General features: G+C 43.7%; 8 protein-coding genes. 6 read left to right on the forward strand and 2 right to left on the reverse strand.

What is annotated here, in order from left to right:
• Positions 1-6 precede the first annotated feature (6 nt).
• Positions 7-3,132 carry a TonB-dependent receptor gene (locus tag KTR06_RS11890; RefSeq protein WP_008776101.1) on the reverse strand — a complete coding sequence of 1,042 codons (3,126 nt, stop codon included), beginning with the start codon at positions 3,130-3,132 and terminating at the stop codon, positions 7-9.
• 485 nt (positions 3,133-3,617) lie between these two features.
• Here KTR06_RS11890 and KTR06_RS11895 point away from each other — a divergent pair, with 485 nt between their 5' ends.
• The 5 genes from KTR06_RS11895 (at position 3,618) to lpxA (ending at position 13,722) form a co-directional block, all read left to right on the forward strand.
• A complete protein-coding gene (locus tag KTR06_RS11895; RefSeq protein ID WP_151936311.1) occupies positions 3,618-6,725 on the forward strand; it encodes a glycoside hydrolase family 2 TIM barrel-domain containing protein in 3,108 nt (1,035 codons plus the stop codon).
• Between the two features lie 181 nt (positions 6,726-6,906).
• On the forward strand, positions 6,907-8,082 hold the full coding sequence (locus KTR06_RS11900) for an efflux RND transporter periplasmic adaptor subunit (RefSeq protein ID WP_004316811.1): 1,176 nt from the start codon (positions 6,907-6,909) through the stop codon (positions 8,080-8,082).
• 16 nt (positions 8,083-8,098) lie between these two features.
• Entirely contained in the window at positions 8,099-11,530 is a 3,432-nt protein-coding gene (locus tag KTR06_RS11905) for an efflux RND transporter permease subunit (RefSeq protein ID WP_128859161.1), read from the forward strand.
• An 11-nt stretch (positions 11,531-11,541) separates the two neighbouring features.
• A complete protein-coding gene (locus tag KTR06_RS11910) occupies positions 11,542-12,933 on the forward strand; it encodes a TolC family protein (protein WP_120067599.1) in 1,392 nt (463 codons plus the stop codon).
• Positions 12,934-12,951: 18 nt separating this feature from the next.
• The gene (gene lpxA, locus KTR06_RS11915; RefSeq protein WP_117811115.1) at positions 12,952-13,722 is read left to right on the forward strand and encodes an acyl-ACP--UDP-N-acetylglucosamine O-acyltransferase; all 771 of its coding nucleotides are present in this window, start codon (positions 12,952-12,954) and stop codon (positions 13,720-13,722) included.
• Positions 13,723-13,884: 162 nt separating this feature from the next.
• Here the strand turns inward: lpxA and KTR06_RS11920 are convergent, their stop codons facing one another.
• Positions 13,885-14,526: a carbohydrate-binding family 9-like protein gene (locus tag KTR06_RS11920; protein ID WP_118195138.1), complete on the reverse strand. Its 642-nt coding sequence runs from the start codon at positions 14,524-14,526 to the stop codon at positions 13,885-13,887.
• Between the two features lie 112 nt (positions 14,527-14,638).
• Between KTR06_RS11920 and KTR06_RS11925 the strand changes: the two genes are divergently transcribed.
• The gene (locus tag KTR06_RS11925; protein ID WP_120067610.1) at positions 14,639-18,697 is read left to right on the forward strand and encodes a two-component regulator propeller domain-containing protein; all 4,059 of its coding nucleotides are present in this window, start codon (positions 14,639-14,641) and stop codon (positions 18,695-18,697) included.
• Positions 18,698-18,918: the final 221 nt, after the last annotated feature.

Consider the following 18,918-nt stretch of genomic DNA (forward strand, 5'->3'; position numbering starts at 1 on the left):
GCACTATTAAAAGGTTAGATTAATACCTAAATTATATATTTTAATGATAGGGTAAGAATCCGCATTATTCGGATTACATTCAGGGTCCATGATGTCAAACTTATCAAAAGTCAGCAGATTATAGCCTGTCAGTTTTATGCCTAACTGCTGGATACCCAGTTTCTTCAACATCTTCTTATCTGTGAAGTTATATCCTATTGTCACATTCTTCAGCTTCAAATAAGAACCGTCTCGCACCCACAAAGAGGAGGAACGCATATTATAGACTGCATTTGTCTCTGTAAACCGCGGTGTAGTAGCTGTATTAGCTGTTTCCGGTGTCCAGCGCGTATCTGCATGGAACTGCATCAAACCACGGATTTTACCATTACCAAAAGGTTCTCTGAAAGCTCCGTCCAGCAACAAAGAGCGTTGTGCAGCACCAGTCCAGTTCATCGTCAGGAAAAAGCCTTTGTAATTGATACCATAATTCAATCCGAATGTATAAGCCGGACGAGTCGGGTTTCCAATAATAGTCTGGTCGTCGGAAGTAATTTCCTCATCACCGTTCAAATCCCGGTATTTCACATCACCCGGCTTCACAGACACACCCGGATCGGGCAGACCTGCCACCAGTTTGCCGTTCTCTCCGAAGTCCGCTTCTGTATAGAAACCGTCCGCCACATACCCGAAGAGTGTTCCGACCGGATTTCCTGTCCGCCACATATAAGGTTCATTAGGCTCAACTTCGTCTTGGAAAATAATCTTATTCTTTGAATAGGAAACGTTTGCCTGAACATTATACTGAACCTGCCCGATCTTGTCATTCCACCTCACTTCTACCTCATATCCACGGTTTTTCACTTTACCCATATTTACAGCAGGTAGAATAGATGAAGTCAATCCCGTTAATAAAGGTACTGTCTTACGATTGATGAGAATATCCTTACGTTCTTCGAGGAAATAGTCCAAAGAGATTTTCAGACGGCTCTTCAAGAAATGAACGTCCAATCCATAGTTCTGTTTCAGCGCAGTTTCCCAAGTCACATTCGGATTGCCCAAACGCTTCTCCAATGCACCCAAAATTAACGCCTTACTGTTATAACCAAAGTTGAATCCATACTTATTGTTATTCCACCCGTCTACTCCGCTCAGATTCACATCATAAGAATCCGGCAAGAACAAAAAGCGGTTATTTCCAAGATTGTCATTTCCGACCAAGCCGACAGAAGCACGGAATTTCAGATAATCAACCACCTTCTGTTTTTTCATGAAGGCCTCTTCCGACAGGATATAACCGATGGAACCGGCAGGAAACGCACCGAATCTCTTACCCGGAGCAAAATTCTCAGAACCATTATAACCGAAGTTAACTTCTGCCATATAACGAGATTTGTAATCATACGTCAGACGGCCTACAAAACCGATGTAAGCAGACGGTACTCCCACCCACTGAGCGGGATAGTATTTCTTACTCTGATTGTACAAGAACAATCCCCCGACATTATGAAAACCAAACTTACGGTTATATCTCAAGCTTGCTTCCAGATACCAGTCTCGTGCCCGCGAAGAAGTTTCCTCATATTGCAAGTTCTTATTTTCTCCTTTGATCTTATAAACAATATTCTTGTTGAAATCCGGCGAATCATAACCAAGTGACGGATCTTCCAAAGAAGATTGATAGAAAGGCATAAATTGTTCCACTTGCCCTTTACGTTTTTTGGTAAAGCCATAACTCGTATTATAAGCACCTTTTATTTCCGCCGACAACCCTTTGGTTATGAAGTCTAACTTCTGATTCAACAGAAGGTCCAGATTCATCGTATTATTAATAGCTGTTGAGTAACCTGTCCCATAACACTTAGGCAAAGCACTATTGCCCAGATTGATTTTATTATCAAAACGTTCTTCGGGGGTAACTATGAGTTGTCCGTCAATCACACCCGGACTACTGAACGGAGTTGTCTGATTAATCAGTGTCCAAATCGAATTAGTCGCATCATTAATCATCGGCTCATTTCGGTTACCTACAATCCCGCCGATACCGATCTTCAGCGTGGTAGTCTTAGTTACATTAAAGTCTAAATTCGCGCGATAATTATATCTTTTGTATTTATAATTATTATCATACCCCACTCCTTCAAACTGTTTCAGCAAGCCATTCTGATATAAGAAACCTAAAGATATGAAGTAACGTATATCCTTTGTTCCTCCGGAAATATTAAGGTTATGCTGCGTTTGCACAGATGTTTTATTAAGCAGGTACTTTCTCCAGTCGATACTGGGGTACATAATAGGTTCATCATTCAATCTGAACCGTTCAACTGCATAATTATTAAACACCAAATCGTTCTCGGTAGCATTTGGCTTATCATTTGTTATAATCTCATTTCTCAAAGTAGCATACGTATAGCTATCTGCCATTTTAAGCATTCGGGTAGGCATCTGGATACCAACTGAAGAATTCACTGAGATTTTCGCTTTACCTTCTTTACCACGACGTGTAGTCACCAAAATTACACCATTTGCACCACGCACACCGAACACGGCAGTAGCAGAAGCGTCTTTCAGAACCGTCACGCTCTCTATTTCATTCGGGTCCATTTGATAAAACGAACGTTCTATACCATCCACCAAAATCAAAGGAGAGGAAGCACTTTCTGTTAAGGAACCCACTCCGCGAATAAATACCTTAGGGTCCTCCTGCCCCGGCTGACCGCTAGTCTGAACGGATGAAAGTCCTGTAATCTGGCCCGCCAGCGAATTGGCCACACTTGCATTCGGCGAACGTATCAACGCCTCATTGTTTACAGCAGAAATAGCTCCTGTCAGAGTTTCTTTCTTTTGTGTACCATAGGCCACAACTGTAACTTCCTGAAGTTCATTGGCCGTTTCTTTTAAAATAATTTTCAGTTGTTTGCGTCCATTTAATGGCACTTCTTGAGGTTCATATCCCATGAACGAAATTTGCAGAACTGCTTTTTGAAGATTGCTTACTTTTAAATGGAAAACACCATTCATGTCAGTAATAGCACCGTTAGCCGTGCCTTTTTCCTTTACATTGGCACCAATCACCTCTAAGTTGGATTCATCCAATACAGTTCCCGTTACTGTATTTTGCGCCCATGCCAAGAGCGAACAACACATAAGCATTAACGTACTAATGCACCTCTTGCATCTTTTTAGTCTCGTTAGTTTGTTCATAATAATAAATTTAAGAATTTGAAATAGGTTTGTTAAAAACACTCGCCGCAAAATAAGTGAATATAACAGTTTTTAAGATACAATTATCATACTAAAAAGGGACAAAATAGTACAAAACAAGAAATAAAAAGCATTAAAATTAGCTGTATTACTCATAGTATCAGGATGTCACGTTAGAAAAATACAGCCTATTCATCGTTTCTTCCTGACTTTACCATACTCGAGAGGTGATACTCAAAAAGTTAATTTACCAAGTTCTTCTTTCATCATAAATCTATGCCAACTTCACATACCATTACCAGACTCCATTGAATAGTTCATAAATAAATTAAAATTGAACTATTGACATACCTATTAGACTTATTATTCTCCTTTATTAATCAAATTATTCCCTATCTTTGACTCCAGAAATTCAAACCTAATACAAAAAACCCATGAAGAAACAACTACTCTCTTGCTGCTTGGCTGCATTGGGACTGACAGCAATTCAAGCGCAAAGCTTCAACGAGTGGAAAGACCCGGAAGTGAATTCCGTAAACCGCTCCGCTATGCACACTAATTACTTTGCTTTCGCATCGGCTGATGAAGCTAAAGCCGGCATTAAAGAAAATTCCGCGAATTTCATGACCTTGAACGGTCTTTGGAAATTCAACTGGGTGAGACACGCAGACGCGCGCCCAACCGACTTTTATCAGACTAATTTCAACGACAAAGGTTGGGATGACCTTCAAGTTCCCGGTGTTTGGGAGTTGAACGGCTACGGTGACCCTATCTATGTCAACGTGGGATATGCCTGGAGAAGCCAATTCAAAAACAACCCTCCGCTAGTGCCGACAGAAAACAACCACGTAGGCTCTTACCGCAAAGAAATCATCCTTCCTCCCGACTGGAAAGGTAAAGAAATTTTCGCACATTTCGGCTCGGTAACGTCCAATATGTACCTTTGGGTGAACGGACGCTACGTAGGATATAGCGAAGACAGCAAACTGGAAGCTGAATTCAATCTGACTAACTACCTGAAACCGGGTAAGAACGTCATCGCCTTTCAAGTTTTCCGCTGGTGCGACGGTAGTTACCTGGAAGATCAGGACTTCTTCCGCTACTCCGGCGTAGGACGCGACTGTTATCTTTACGCACGCGACAAGAAATACATCCAGGATATTCGCATCACTCCCGATTTGGACAGCCAATATAAAGACGGTACATTAAATATAGCCGTTGACCTGAAAGGAAGCGGCACAGTAGCTTTGGACTTGACAGATGTTCAAGGCAACAGCGTAGCGACTGCCGACCTGAAAGGTTCGGGCAAATTAAACACGACCCTATCCGTCTCCAATCCGGCGAAATGGACTGCTGAAACGCCTAATCTCTACACGCTGACCGCTACACTGAAAAACGGCAACAACGTAGTAGAAGTAATCCCTGTTAAAGTAGGTTTCCGCAAGATTGAATTGAAAGGCGGACAGATACTCGTAAACGGACAACCGGTACTCTTCAAAGGAGCCGACCGTCACGAAATGGATCCGGACGGCGGTTATGTGGTTTCTACCGAACGTATGTTGCAGGATATCAAAGTGATGAAAGAACTCAATATCAACGCCGTGCGTACTTGCCATTACCCGGACGACAACCGTTGGTATGACCTGTGCGACCAATACGGTCTATATGTAGTAGCCGAGGCAAACGTAGAATCTCACGGCATGGGTTACGGCGACCAGACACTGGCAAAGAACCCAAGTTACGCCAAAGCTCACATGGAACGTAACCAACGCAACGTACAACGCGGTTACAACCATCCGTCCATCATCTTCTGGTCACTGGGTAATGAAGCCGGCATGGGACCAAACTTTGAGAAATGCTACACCTGGATCAAGAATGAAGACAAGACACGTGCCGTACAGTACGAACAAGCAGGAACCAGCGAATTCACCGATATTTTCTGCCCGATGTACTATGACTACGACGCATGTATCAAATATAGCGAAGGCAATATCCAAAAGCCGTTAATCCAATGTGAATACGCGCACGCTATGGGTAACTCCGAAGGCGGATTCAAAGAATACTGGGACATCATCCGCAAATATCCGAAATATCAGGGCGGATTTATCTGGGACTTCGTAGACCAGTCCTGCCACTGGAAAAACAAAGACGGAGTAAGCATCTACGGCTATGGCGGCGACTTCAACAAATACGACGCTTCGGATAATAACTTCAACGACAACGGTTTGATTAGCCCCGACCGCGTACCCAATCCGCATGCATACGAAGTAGCTTATTTCTATCAGGATATATGGACGACTCCTGCTGATCTTGCCAAAGGCGAAATCAACATCTTCAACGAGTATTTCTTCCGCGACTTATCTGCTTATTACATGGAATGGCAATTACTGGCAAACGGAGAAGTAGTGCAAACAGGCATCGTATCCGACCTGAAAGTAGCGCCCCAACAAACTGTGAAAGTGCAAATTCCATTTGACACAAAGAACATCTGTCCTTGCAAAGAACTGCTGCTCAACGTGAGCTACAAACTGAAAGCCGCCGAAACACTGCTGCCGGCCGGAACCACCATCGCTTACGACCAACTAAGCATCCGTGACTACAAAGCACCGGAACTGAAACTGGAAAACCAACAGGCATCTAACCTTCCGGTCATCGTGCCCACCATTTTGGACAACGACCGCAACTTCCTGATTGTGAAAGGTGAAAACTTCTCTATGGATTTCAACAAACACAACGGTTATCTCTGCCGTTACGACGTCAACGGCATGCAACTGATGGAAGATGGCAGCGCACTGACTCCTAACTTCTGGCGTGCACCGACCGACAATGACTTCGGAGCCGGACTGCAACACAAATATGCCGCCTGGAAGAATCCGGAACTGAAACTGACTTCTCTGAAACATGCTATTGAAAACGATCAGGCAGTGGTTCGTGCCGAATATGATATGAAGTCGATTGGCGGAACATTATCGCTGACTTACACCATTAACAACAAGGGAGCAGTGAAAATTACCCAAAAGATGGCGGCAGACAAAAGCAAGAAAGTTTCTGACATGTTCCGTTTCGGTATGCAAATGCGTATGCCGGTCAACTTCAACGAGATAGAATATTACGGCCGTGGTCCGGGAGAAAACTATGCCGACCGCAACCACGCGGCAATGTTAGGAAAATATCGCCAAACTGTGGAAGAACAATTCTATCCTTACATCCGCCCGCAGGAAACCGGAACAAAAACGGATATCCGCTGGTGGAGACTTCTGAACATCAGTGGCAACGGACTGCAATTCGTATCGAGTGCTCCTTTCTCCGCTTCTGCCCTGAATTACACCATCGAGTCATTGGATGACGGCGACGGCAAAGACCAGCGTCACTCACCGGAAGTAGAAAAGGCAGACTTCACCAACTTCTGTATCGACAAAGCACAAACCGGACTTGCCTGTGTCAACAGTTGGGGAGCTATTGCACTGGAAAAATATCGTCTTCCTTATCAGGATTATGAGTTAAGTTTTATTATGACTCCTGTATATCATAAAATAAAGTAAAAAACATAGTTAAAAAACACGGTATCAGAGAACAAGAATACCGAATTTAAAGTACTTTTGCAACCGGAAACTAAATTAAGGAATTTAGTTTCCGGTTTTTCTTCCTTAACCCCCTTATCTATATGGATGAACAGCACACTGGCAACAAACGCATTAAATTAAAAAACAGATATTTATAAGTATGAAAAGTAGAATTGTTTTATTTGCATTTTGCGTAGCCCTCTTGTCTAGTTGTGGCAATAAGGGCAATGACACAGGAAAGGTTCCTGAATATGCAGTACAAGAGTTACAAAAAACGACTGCTAATTTAACAACTGCCTATCCGGCTACAATTAAAGGAAAACAAGATGTAGAAATCCGCCCCCAAGTATCGGGCTTCATCACGAAACTCTGTGTAGACGAAGGAGCAGCTGTACGTAAAGGACAAGTGTTGTTCATTGTTGATCCGACTCAATACGAAGCAGCTGTACGCACTGCCAAAGCAGCAGTGGCTACAGCAGAAGCAGCAGTGAGCACCCAACAGATGACGTATGACAATAAGAAAGAGTTGAACAAAAAGCAAATCATCAGTGACTATGACCTGGCAATGGCAGAAAATTCCCTGGCACAGACCAAAGCCCAGCTGGCACAAGCAAAAGCACAACTGACCACTGCTCAACAGAACTTGTCATTCACACAGGTTAAAAGTCCGTCAGATGGCGTTATCAACAATATCCCTTATCGTGTAGGAGCATTGGTAAGCCCTTCTATCGCTACACCGATGACTACTGTTTCCGAGATTGACGAAGTATATGTATACTTCTCAATGACAGAAAAGGAATTGCTGGCAATGACCAAGTCCGGTAGCACTATCAAAGAAGAAATCAGCAAAATACCGACTATCAAACTGCAATTAATTGATGGTTCCACATACGATATAGAGGGTAAAGTAGATGCTATCACAGGGGTTATCGACCAATCCACCGGTTCGGTAAGCATCCGTGCTATCTTCCCGAATAAGGAACATGTATTGCGTAGCGGAGGTACTGCAAACGTCCTGATTCCTTATACCATGGAGAATGTAATCACTATACCGCAGTCTGCAACAGTAGAAATCCAGGATAAGAAGTTCGTTTACGTTTTGCAACCGGACAACACGGTAAAATATACAGAAATCAAAATCTTCAATCTGGATAACGGAAAAGAGTACTTGGTTACTTCCGGTTTGAATTCAGGAGATAAAATCGTAATCGAAGGAGTACAAAACCTGAAAGACGGTCAGAAGGTTCAGCCTATCACACCGGCGCAAAAAGAAGCAAACTATCAACAACATTTGAAAGACCAACACGACGGTAATTTAGCCACAGCCTTCAACTAATAATCAGATAATCATTATGAAATTAGATAGATTTATTAACCGTCCGGTACTATCAACCGTTATTTCTATCCTGATAGTCATCCTGGGGGCTATCGGATTGGCGACACTGCCTATCACGCAGTATCCGGACATCGCGCCTCCTACCGTTTCGGTAAGAGCCACCTATACGGGAGCCAGTGCATCGACCGTATTGAATTCCGTAATTGCTCCATTGGAGGAACAAATCAACGGTGTAGAAAACATGATGTATATGACCTCAACTGCGTCAAACACGGGTTCCGGTGATATATCCATATATTTCAAACAAGGAACAGACCCGGACATGGCTGCCGTCAACGTGCAAAACCGTGTCTCTATGGCACAAGGTCTGCTGCCTGCCGAAGTAACTAGAGTCGGTGTAACCACTCAAAAACGCCAGACTTCCATGCTGGTAGTATTCTCTCTCTATGATGAGACAGATACATATAGCGAATCGTTTATTGAAAACTATGCTAAGATCAACCTGATTCCTCAAGTTCAACGTGTACAGGGTGTAGGTGACGCCAACGTTTTGGGTCAGGATTATTCTATGCGTATCTGGTTACGACCGGACGTCATGGCACAATACAAGCTCGTTCCCGGTGATGTTTCCGCTGCTCTGGCAGAACAGAATGTCGAAGCTGCTCCAGGACAGTTCGGTGAACGCAGTAACCAGACTTTCCAATACACCATCCGTTATAAAGGACGCTTGCAACAGCCTGAAGAGTTTGAAAATATCGTTATCAAATCTCTTCCTGACGGTGAAGTACTCCGTCTGAAAGATATAGCAGAAATTCAGCTGGACCGCTTGGGATATAACTTTACCAACCGGGTAGACGGGCACAAGTCTGTGACTTGTATCGTATACCAGATGGCAGGAACCAATGCGACACAGACCATCAGTGATATTGAGGCATTGTTGGATGAAGCATCAAAAACGTTGCCTACCGGATTGAAGCTGAACATCTCCATGAATGCCAACGACTTCCTTTTCGCTTCTATCCATGAAGTGTTGAAGACGTTGATCGAAGCATTTATTCTGGTGTTTATCGTAGTGTATATCTTCTTGCAGGATTTACGTTCCACATTGATTCCGACTATCGCCATTCCGGTAGCTCTGATCGGTACTTTCTTCATCCTGTCCCTGGTAGGATTCAGTTTGAACTTGTTGACGTTATGTGCGCTCGTGCTTGCTATCGCGATTGTGGTCGACGATGCGATTGTGGTCGTCGAGGGTGTGCATGCCAAGCTTGACCAAGGTTATACATCTGCCCGTCTGGCTTCTATCGATGCTATGAATGAATTGGGTGGTGCTATCGTATCTATTACGCTGGTCATGATGGCCGTATTCGTTCCGGTAAGTTTCATGGGAGGTACAGCAGGAACATTCTATCGTCAGTTCGGTATGACTATGGCTATCGCTATCGGTCTGTCCGCATTGAACGCATTGACTTTGAGTCCGGCTTTGTGCGCCGTTCTTCTGAAACCTCACAAAAAAGAAGACGGAACAACAGAAGACTCCACATTGAAAGAACGTATGAAAGTAGCCTATACGGCAGCCCATACAACCATGATCAACAGATATACCGAGGCTATCGGAAAGATGTTGCATCCGGGAATTACACTTACTTTCACGCTTATTGCCATTCTCGGCATGATCTTCGGTTTGTTCAGTATCAATCCGATAGTTACTGCAATTTTCGTAGTGCTTAGTATTCTGGCACTGATCGGAATGAGTACGAAGAAGTTTAAAAACAGATTCAACGATACATACGAATCAATCCTGAAACGTTATAAGAAACGAGTACTGTTCTTTATCCAGAAGAAATGGTTGTCTATGGGATTAGTTGTCGCTTCCATTGCGATACTTGTATTCTTCATGAACACCACTCCGACAGGTATGGTGCCTAATGAAGATACCGGAACGCTGATGGGAGCAGTGACATTGCCTCCGGGTACTTCCCAAGACCGTTCTGAAAAAATCCTGGCACGTGTAGACAGTCTGATCGCTTCCGATCCTGCGGTATTGTCACGTACCATGATTTCCGGATTCAGCTTTATCGGTGGGCAGGGACCGTCATACGGTTCTTTCATCATCAAACTGAAAGACTGGGACGAACGTTCCATGATACAGAATTCAGACGTTGTAGTCGGTTCCTTGTATATGCGTGCACAAAAGATTATCAAAGAAGCACAGGTATTGTTCTTCGCTCCTCCTATGATCCCGGGTTACTCGGCATCTACGGATATTGAGGTAAATATGCAAGATAAGACCGGTGGTGACCTGAACAAATTCTTCGATGTGGTTAATGATTATACGGCAGCATTGGAAGCACGTCCGGAAATCAATTCGGCAAAGACTTCCTTCAACCCGAATTTCCCGCAATACATGATCGACATCGATGCAGCAGCTTGTAAAAAAGCAGGTATCAGCCCGAGCGATATCCTCACTACCATGCAAGGATATTACGGAGGTTTGTATGCATCCAACTTCAACCGTTTCGGTAAGATGTATCGTGTTATGATTCAGTCAGATCCATTGTCACGCAAAAACTTGGAATCTTTGAAGAATATCAAGGTGCGTAATAGTGCAGGTGAGATGGCCCCGATTGCCCAGTTCATCTCTGTGGAGAAAGTATATGGTCCGGATATTATCAGCCGTTTCAACCTTTATACCTCTATGAAAGTAATGGTAGCTCCGGCAAGTGGTTATACATCCGGTCAGGCATTGACTGCCCTCGCCGAGGTTGCCCAAGAAAACCTGCCTACCGGTTATACGTATGAATTAGGAGGTATGGCGCGTGAAGAGGCTCAAAGTAGCGGAAGTGCTACCGGACTGATTTTTGTGCTCTGTTTCGTATTCGTTTACTTATTGTTGAGTGCACAGTACGAAAGTTACATTCTTCCGCTGGCTGTATTGTTATCCGTTCCGTTCGGTCTGTTAGGAAGCTTCCTGTTTGTGAACGGTGTAAGTGCTATCGGTAATATTTCGGCATTGAAGATGATTCTGGGTACGATGTCCAATAATATCTATATGCAGATCGCGTTAATCATGTTGATGGGTCTGTTGGCAAAGAATGCCATCTTGATTGTAGAGTTCGCCCTCGACCGTCGTAAGATGGGTATGAGTATCACTTGGGCAGCCGTATTGGGTGCCGGTGCCCGTCTCCGCCCGATTTTGATGACATCATTGGCTATGGTAGTCGGTTTGCTTCCGTTGATGTTTGCCTTCGGTGTAGGTGCTCACGGTAACCGTACACTAGGTACAGCTTCTATCGGTGGTATGTTAATCGGTATGATTTGCCAGATTTTTATCGTTCCTGCACTGTTTGTAGTCTTCCAGTACTTACAAGAGAAGGTTAAACCGATGGAATGGGAAGATATCGACAATACAGATGCCGTAACAGAGATTGAACAATACGCTAAATAATGAAATTCGATATGAAGAAACAGATTCTATATATGTTGTGCGCAACTGCTCTCTTGAGCAGCTGCCACATCTATAAGTCGTATGACAGACCCGAAGACATCACTACTTCCGGCCTGTATCGCGATCCGGTAGCGGATAATGATACACTGGTTTCGGATACAGCCAACTTCGGTAATCTGCCGTGGAGAGAAGTCTTCACCGACCCGCAACTCCAGTCTCTCATCGAAACGGGACTGAAACAAAATACAGACCTCTTGTCCGCCGCTCAAAATGTGAAAGCAGCAGAAGCGTCCCTCATGTCGGCACGCCTGGCTTATGCCCCGTCATTAGGATTGTCTCCGCAAGGAACGATCAGCAGCTTTGACAAGAATGCAGCTACAAAAACTTATTCATTACCTGTCACAGCCAGTTGGCAAATCGATTTATTCGGTCAGTTGCTGAACGCCAAACGAGGTGCCCAAGTTGCTCTGAAGCAAACAAAGGCTTATCGCCAGGCAGTACAGACACAGGTGATCTCTAACATCGCCAATATGTATTATACATTAATGATGTTGGACCGCCAGTTGGAAATAACCAAAGCTACGGCAGAAATCCTGAAAAAGAATGCCGAAACAATGGAAGCCATGAAGGACGCTGCCATGTACAACATCAATTCTGCCGGCGTGGAACAAAGCAAAGCTGCTTATGCGCAGGTACTCGCCAGCATCCCCGATATCGAACAGAGCATCCGCGAAACGGAAAACGCATTGTCTACTCTTTTAGGCGAAGCTCCCCACGCCATCAAACGTGGTGTATTGGAAGCACAAGTGCTTCCGACCGAACTTTCGGCTGGTGTACCCATCCAGTTATTATCCAATCGTCCGGACGTAAAAGCAGCAGAAATGTCATTGGCAGGCTGCTATTATGACACCAACTCCGCACGTGCCGCTTTCTATCCGCAAATCACGCTTAGCGGTTCGGCAGGATGGACTAATAATTCCGGAGCCGGCATCGTTAATCCTGGTAAATTACTGGCTTCTGTTGTCGGTTCGCTGACACAGCCATTGTTCTACCGGGGACAAAACATTGCTCGTCTGAAAGCTGCCAAAGCCCAGGAAGAATCTGCGAAGTTATCTTTCCAGCAGGCCTTGTTGAATGCCGGTAGTGAAGTCAGCAATGCGCTAAGTTTATACCAAAAGACGAGTGAAAAGGTAGAATCTCGTCAAATGCAAGTAGAATCTGCAAAAAAAGCTTCGGAAGATACAAAAGAATTGTTTAACTTAGGGACTTCAACCTACCTGGAAGTATTGTCTGCACAGCAGGCTTACTTGAGCGCACAAATCTCACAGGTTTCTGATTGCTTTGACCGGATGCAGGCCGTAGTAAGCCTTTACCAGGCACTGGGTGGTGGAAGAGAAGAATAACTTTAAACATATACTATTATGATTAGTCCGTTAGCTTACGTAGATCCCGAAGCAAAGCTGGGCAAGAATGTAACTGTTCTGCCTTTTGCCTACATTGAAAAGAATGTAGAGATCGGGGATGACTGCGTCATCATGTCTTACGCTAGTATCCTGCAAGGTACTAAAATGGGAAAAGGAAACAAGGTACATCAGAATGCTGTCCTCGGAGCGGAACCACAAGATTTCCACTATACCGGTGAAGAAAGCAGCCTGATTATCGGAGATAATAACGATATTCGTGAGAATGTAGTAATCAGCCGCGCTACATTTGGCGGCAATGCTACCAAAATCGGAAACGGAAACTACCTGATGGACAAAGTACATCTTTGCCATGATGTACAAATCAACAATAACTGTGTAGTAGGCATCGGCACTACTATCGCTGGTGAATGTACGTTGGATGACAGTGCTATTCTAAGTGGAAACGTTACCCTGCATCAGTATTGCCACATAGGTAGCTGGACATTAGTACAAAGCGGCTGCCGTATATCTAAAGATGTACCTCCGTACGTTATCATGTCAGGAAATCCGGTAGCATATCATGGCGTAAACGCCGTAGTTCTTTCTCAACATCGCAATACATCAGAAAGAATCCTTCGTCACATCGCTAATGCATACCGTTTGATTTATCAGGGTAATTTCAGTGTTCAGGATGCCGTACAGAAAATTATCGATCAGGTTCCTATGAGTGAAGAAATCGAGAATATTGTAAATTTCGTGAAGAACTCGGAAAGAGGTATTGTGAAATAAACAATGTAATATCTATAAGAAGAAAGGGTGATGCTTAAAGAAAAGCGTCACCCTTCTTTTTTATAGATGGATGACGCAATAGATAATATTTTTACAAATGGAGGATATTTCAGTGATTCAGCGACATTAGTGATTCATCTTCAAATCCAGAGATTCAATTCATCATTCAAATTCCAAAGTACCGAAGAAATCGGGGCGATGGAAATCCGGTTGGTCAATCTCTATTGGATTCCATGAAAGGAAATGAGGAGTCTGCAACTCATCACCACACTTATAGAAATTAGCTTTTATCTCCTTTCCATCGAGTGATTCAATCTGATGCTTAAAGAATACAGCATACGGAATGATGAGAGCAACTTCCCAGTCTGTCTCCTCGACACGTTCTGCAAAAGGCTGATTACCCAGACTAGACCAACGTTGCACGAGAGCAGTCACTTCTTTCGGTGCATGTTCCCGGTTGTTACGAACAGGACCGGCACCTACCAGGATAGTTCCGATGCAATTACATTCTATATTATAATAGATCCCGTCACCTGCAGGTATAGAAAAGAATTCTACACAGGAATCAGTCCATACAGAACCGTTATCTTCGCCGTATTTGGCACGTACACTCTCCTCTTTCACTTTAAAGTGTAGCAAAATTGAGTTCTGCGTATGAGCAATGCGAAAGTTCACTTTGGGTTTGTATGGATATTCAGCCCAATTGACACACTGAACCGGCTGAAAATCTATTTTTTCTTCATCGAATAATTTAGGAAGCGAACAAGCCTCCACGTTAGCCGCACTAATTTTCTTTACTTTCATATATCTTTCGTTTGAATGATACAAATATAGTTACTTTCTTCTAATAAGATTCACTGAAATCGAATAAAAACAATATATTTGCATAGATGTAAACACCTTAAAAAATAAATTAGTGAGAAAAGCAATCCTTTTATTTCTGCTATTTTTAAGCGTAGCCGCAGTCCGCACACAAGGTCAAAACATCACTTTCAGTCATTTGACCACGGACGACGGGCTTTCCCAGTTCTCTGTTAATAGCCTTTATATTGACGAACGGGGAATTATATGGATCGGTACGCGTGAAGGACTTAACCGATATAACGGTAACGATATTAAAAGTTTCAAACTCAATAAGAACGACCCGAACAGCTTGTTCAGCAATACTGTGTTGCGCATCACCGGAAACAAAAACGGGAAAGTATACTTGCTCTGTACGGACGGGGTGGCAGAATTTGATCTGACGACACAAAAATTCAAGACGTTGCTGCAAGGCAATGTGGATGCTATTTATTATAATGAGAGATTATATATAAGTAAAAGAGAAGATGTGTTCGTGTTGAACGAAAGCACAGGCAACTTTGATCTTTACTACCATCTCGCCGGAAAGAATATCTCTTTATCCTGCATCCATCTGGACAAAAAGAAGAACCTCTGGATGGGAACGACAAGAAACGGGCTTTATTGCCTGTCGGAGGGCAAGGAGCTTTCACAACCTATTACTAAAGGAAATATCGCCAGCATCTATGAAGATTCTGCCAAGGAGTTATGGATCGGCAGTTGGGAAGAAGGACTTTACCACATAAAGAAAGACGGAAGCATCGAAAACTTCCGCCACGATCCGAAAAGCCCGAACAGCCTCTGCTCCGACTTTGTGAGAAGTTGTTGCGAAGACAACGCAGGTAACCTGTGGATAGGAACATTTCACGGTCTGAACCGATACGACAAAAGCACAGGTAAATTCCATCTTTATACCGCCAATAATGACAAACCCGACGGCCTCACCCACTCTTCTATCTGGTGCATCGTGAAAGACGAACAAGGTACAATCTGGCTGGGAACTTACTTCGGAGGCGTCAATTACTTCAACCCGGAATATGAAATCTATACCCGTTACAAAACGGGAGATACAGAAAAAGAAGGTTTAAGTAGCCCGATCGTCGGCAGAATGACTGAAGATAAGGACGGGAACCTGTGGATTTGTACCGAAGGCGGCGGCGTGAATGTGTATAACCGGAAGGATAACACCTATCGGTGGTATCGCCACGAAGAAGGAAAGAATAGTATTTCCCATAATAATGTAAAAGCGATCTATTATGACCAGGATAATGAAATTATGTGGGTAGGTACACATTTGGGAGGTCTGAACAAACTCGACTTGCGTACCAATCGTTTCACAGCCTACCGAATGAAAGCGGGAGATCCAACCTCACTGCCTTCAGATATTGTCCGCGACATTGTGCCATATAAAAATAAACTGGTCGTTGCCACACAAAATGGTGTCTGTCTTTTCAATCCGGCAACAGGGACTTGTCAGCAACTCTTCAAAGAGACAAAAGAAGGGAGAGGCATTGGCATGGTAGCCAGCCTTTGCATTGATAAAGACGGCACATTATGGATTGCAGCCACCGGAGAGGGCGTTTACTCCTATCAGTTCGATAGCAATAAACTAACTAATTACCCGCATAATCCTGCCAATCCGAACAGTCTAAGCAACAACAATGTCAACAGCATCATGCAGGACAGCGACGGCAATTTGTGGTTCTGTACCTCCGGAAGTGGTCTCGACCGTTACCGCAAGGAAAGTGATGACTTCGAGAACTTTGACGTACAGAAAGACGGTTTATCCAGTGACTGCATCTACGAAGTATGCGAATCGTCCATACAGCAAGGAGACTTATTGCTGATTACCAATCAGGGATTCTCACAGTTCAACTATCCAAGCAAGAAATTCTATAATTACGGTACGGAAAATGGATTCCCGTTGACTGCCGTCAATGAAAACGCACTATTTGTGACACATGACGGAGAAGTATTCCTTGGCGGTATTCAGGGAATGATTTCTTTCTGGGAGAAGAAATTACATTTCACTCCTAAATCGTATAATATCATTCTTTCCCGCCTGCTTGTCAACGGAAAAGAAGTAGTTCCGGGAGATGAAAGCGGCATCCTGGAACAGTCGATCTGTCATACTCCGGAAATCAGTCTGAAAGCGAATCAATCGATGTTTAGCATCGAATATGCCACTTCCAACTTCATCCCTGCCAACAGAGATGAAATTCTCTATCGCCTGGAGGGTTTCTCGGACGAATGGAACCATACTTACCGGAAGCAAACGCTGATTACTTATACAAACCTGAATCCGGGTAAATATACCCTTGTCATCAAATCACAGAGGGAAGGAATAAAAGAGGCCAGACTGCTGATTATCGTACTCCCTTCATGGTATGAGACATGGTGGGCTTACCTGATTTATACCATTGTCACTATCAGTCTGTTATGGTATCTTATTCAGAACTATAATTCGCGCATCAAACTCCGTGAGTCTTTGAAGTACGAAAAGAAGCATATTGAAGACCTTGAAGCATTGAACCAGTCAAAACTCCGTTTCTTCACTAACATCTCGCACGAATTCCGCACACCGTTAACGCTGATCGTGGGACAAGTGGAAACTTTGTTGCAGGTGCAGACATTTACGCCTAATATATATAATAAGGTGTTGGGAATCTACAAGAACAGTCTCCAATTACGGGAACTGATTACGGAACTTCTTGATTTCCGTAAACAGGAACAGGGACACATGAAGATCAAAGTAAGCCAGCACAACCTGGTTAACTTCCTGTATGAGAATTATCTGCTCTTCCTCGAATACGCCAGCAGTAAACAAATCAACTTCAAGTTCAACAAACAAAAGGATGACATTGAAGTGTGGTATGACCAAAAGCAGATGCAGAAAGTAATAAACAACCTGCTGTCTAATGCAGTGAAGCATACCAAGGCCGAAGATACGATTTCGATTAATGTATCGCAGGAGAAAGACCATGTCATCATTGAAATAAAAGATACCGGTACAGGTATCGCCGCAGCCGAAATTGATAAGATATTCGACCGTTTCTATCAGACCGAGCATCTCAACTCGCTGAATACCGGAGCCGGTACAGGCATCGGACTGGCACTGACGAAAGGTATTGTGGAACTTCATCACGGCACAATCCGGGTGGAAAGCGAGCCGGGCAAAGGAAGCAGTTTCATTATCACCCTCAAACTAGGCAAGGAACACTTCACAGAAGAGCAAATAGCGAAAGATGATACGGAAACCATCCAGCAAACAGAGACTATTGTTCCTTCAGTAGAAATAATCCCTGATTCGGAATGGAAAGAAGAAGATAACAAGCGTATCGAAGACGCCAAAATGCTGATAGTGGAAGACAATGAATCTATCAAGCAGATGTTAGTCGGTATTTTCGAAACATTCTATCAAGTTAGTACGGCTTCCGACGGAGTAGAAGCATTAGAGATGATACAGAAGGATATGCCGAGCATCATTTTAAGTGATGTCGTAATGCCACGCATGTCGGGTACGGAACTTTGCAAACAGATCAAGACGGACTTTAACACTTGCCATATTCCGGTGGTATTATTAACCGCACGTACTGCTATAGAGCACAATATCGAAGGTTTGAAGATTGGTGCGGATGATTATATCACGAAACCGTTTAATACCAATCTTCTGATTTCCCGCTGCAATAACCTGGTTAATTCCCGCCGGCTATTGCAAGAGAAGTTCAGCAAACAACCACAGGCTTTTGCCCAAATGTTGGCTACCAACCCGATGGATAAGGAGATGCTCGACCGCGCGATGGCCATTATCGAACGTCATCTGGACAATACGGATTTCAACGTTAATATCTTCGCCCGCGAAATGGGTATGGCACGTACGAACCTATTCACTAAACTGAAAGCAGTTACAGGCCAGACCCCGAATGATTTCATCCTAAGCATACGTCTCAAAAAAGGCGCTGTCATGTTAAGGAATAACCCGGAGCTGAATATCACGGAGATCTCTGACCGGATTGGGTTCTCCTCCTCCCGCTATTTCAGTAAATGTTTCAAGGAGATTTATCACGTCAGTCCGCTGGCTTATCGTAAAGGAGAAGAGAGCGAAGAAGAAGGGGACGGAGAAGAAACAGATTAGCAGGCAACTATACAAGCACTCTTGCAAAATAATCTTATATTATTAGGCACGGATCACACGGATTTCACGGATTAAAAAACGATGAGTATGAAAACAACAGCGTTAATCCGTGTAATCCGTGCCTAAATTTATGATATAAACGGTTTCTTAGTCCGGACATCTTCGCCCGAATAAAGAAGGTAACTTCTTAAGTGTACTATTTTGTACTTCACTTGTACATT

The organism is Bacteroides sp. MSK.20.12 (genome assembly GCF_019052435.1).
Classification (GTDB): domain Bacteria; phylum Bacteroidota; class Bacteroidia; order Bacteroidales; family Bacteroidaceae; genus Bacteroides; species Bacteroides xylanisolvens.

What these genes read in the sequence shown, in the direction of transcription:
- KTR06_RS11890 (WP_008776101.1), bottom strand. Translation starts at nt 3,132, where the DNA reads ATGCTTATGTGTTGTTCGCTCTTGGCATGGGCGCAAAATACAGTAACG.
- lpxA (WP_117811115.1), top strand. Translation starts at nt 12,952, where the DNA reads ATGATTAGTCCGTTAGCTTACGTAGATCCCGAAGCAAAGCTGGGCAAG.
- KTR06_RS11910 (WP_120067599.1), top strand. Translation starts at nt 11,542, where the DNA reads ATGAAGAAACAGATTCTATATATGTTGTGCGCAACTGCTCTCTTGAGC.
- KTR06_RS11920 (WP_118195138.1), bottom strand. Translation starts at nt 14,526, where the DNA reads ATGAAAGTAAAGAAAATTAGTGCGGCTAACGTGGAGGCTTGTTCGCTT.
- KTR06_RS11895 (WP_151936311.1), top strand. Translation starts at nt 3,618, where the DNA reads ATGAAGAAACAACTACTCTCTTGCTGCTTGGCTGCATTGGGACTGACA.
- KTR06_RS11905 (WP_128859161.1), top strand. Translation starts at nt 8,099, where the DNA reads ATGAAATTAGATAGATTTATTAACCGTCCGGTACTATCAACCGTTATT.
- KTR06_RS11900 (WP_004316811.1), top strand. Translation starts at nt 6,907, where the DNA reads ATGAAAAGTAGAATTGTTTTATTTGCATTTTGCGTAGCCCTCTTGTCT.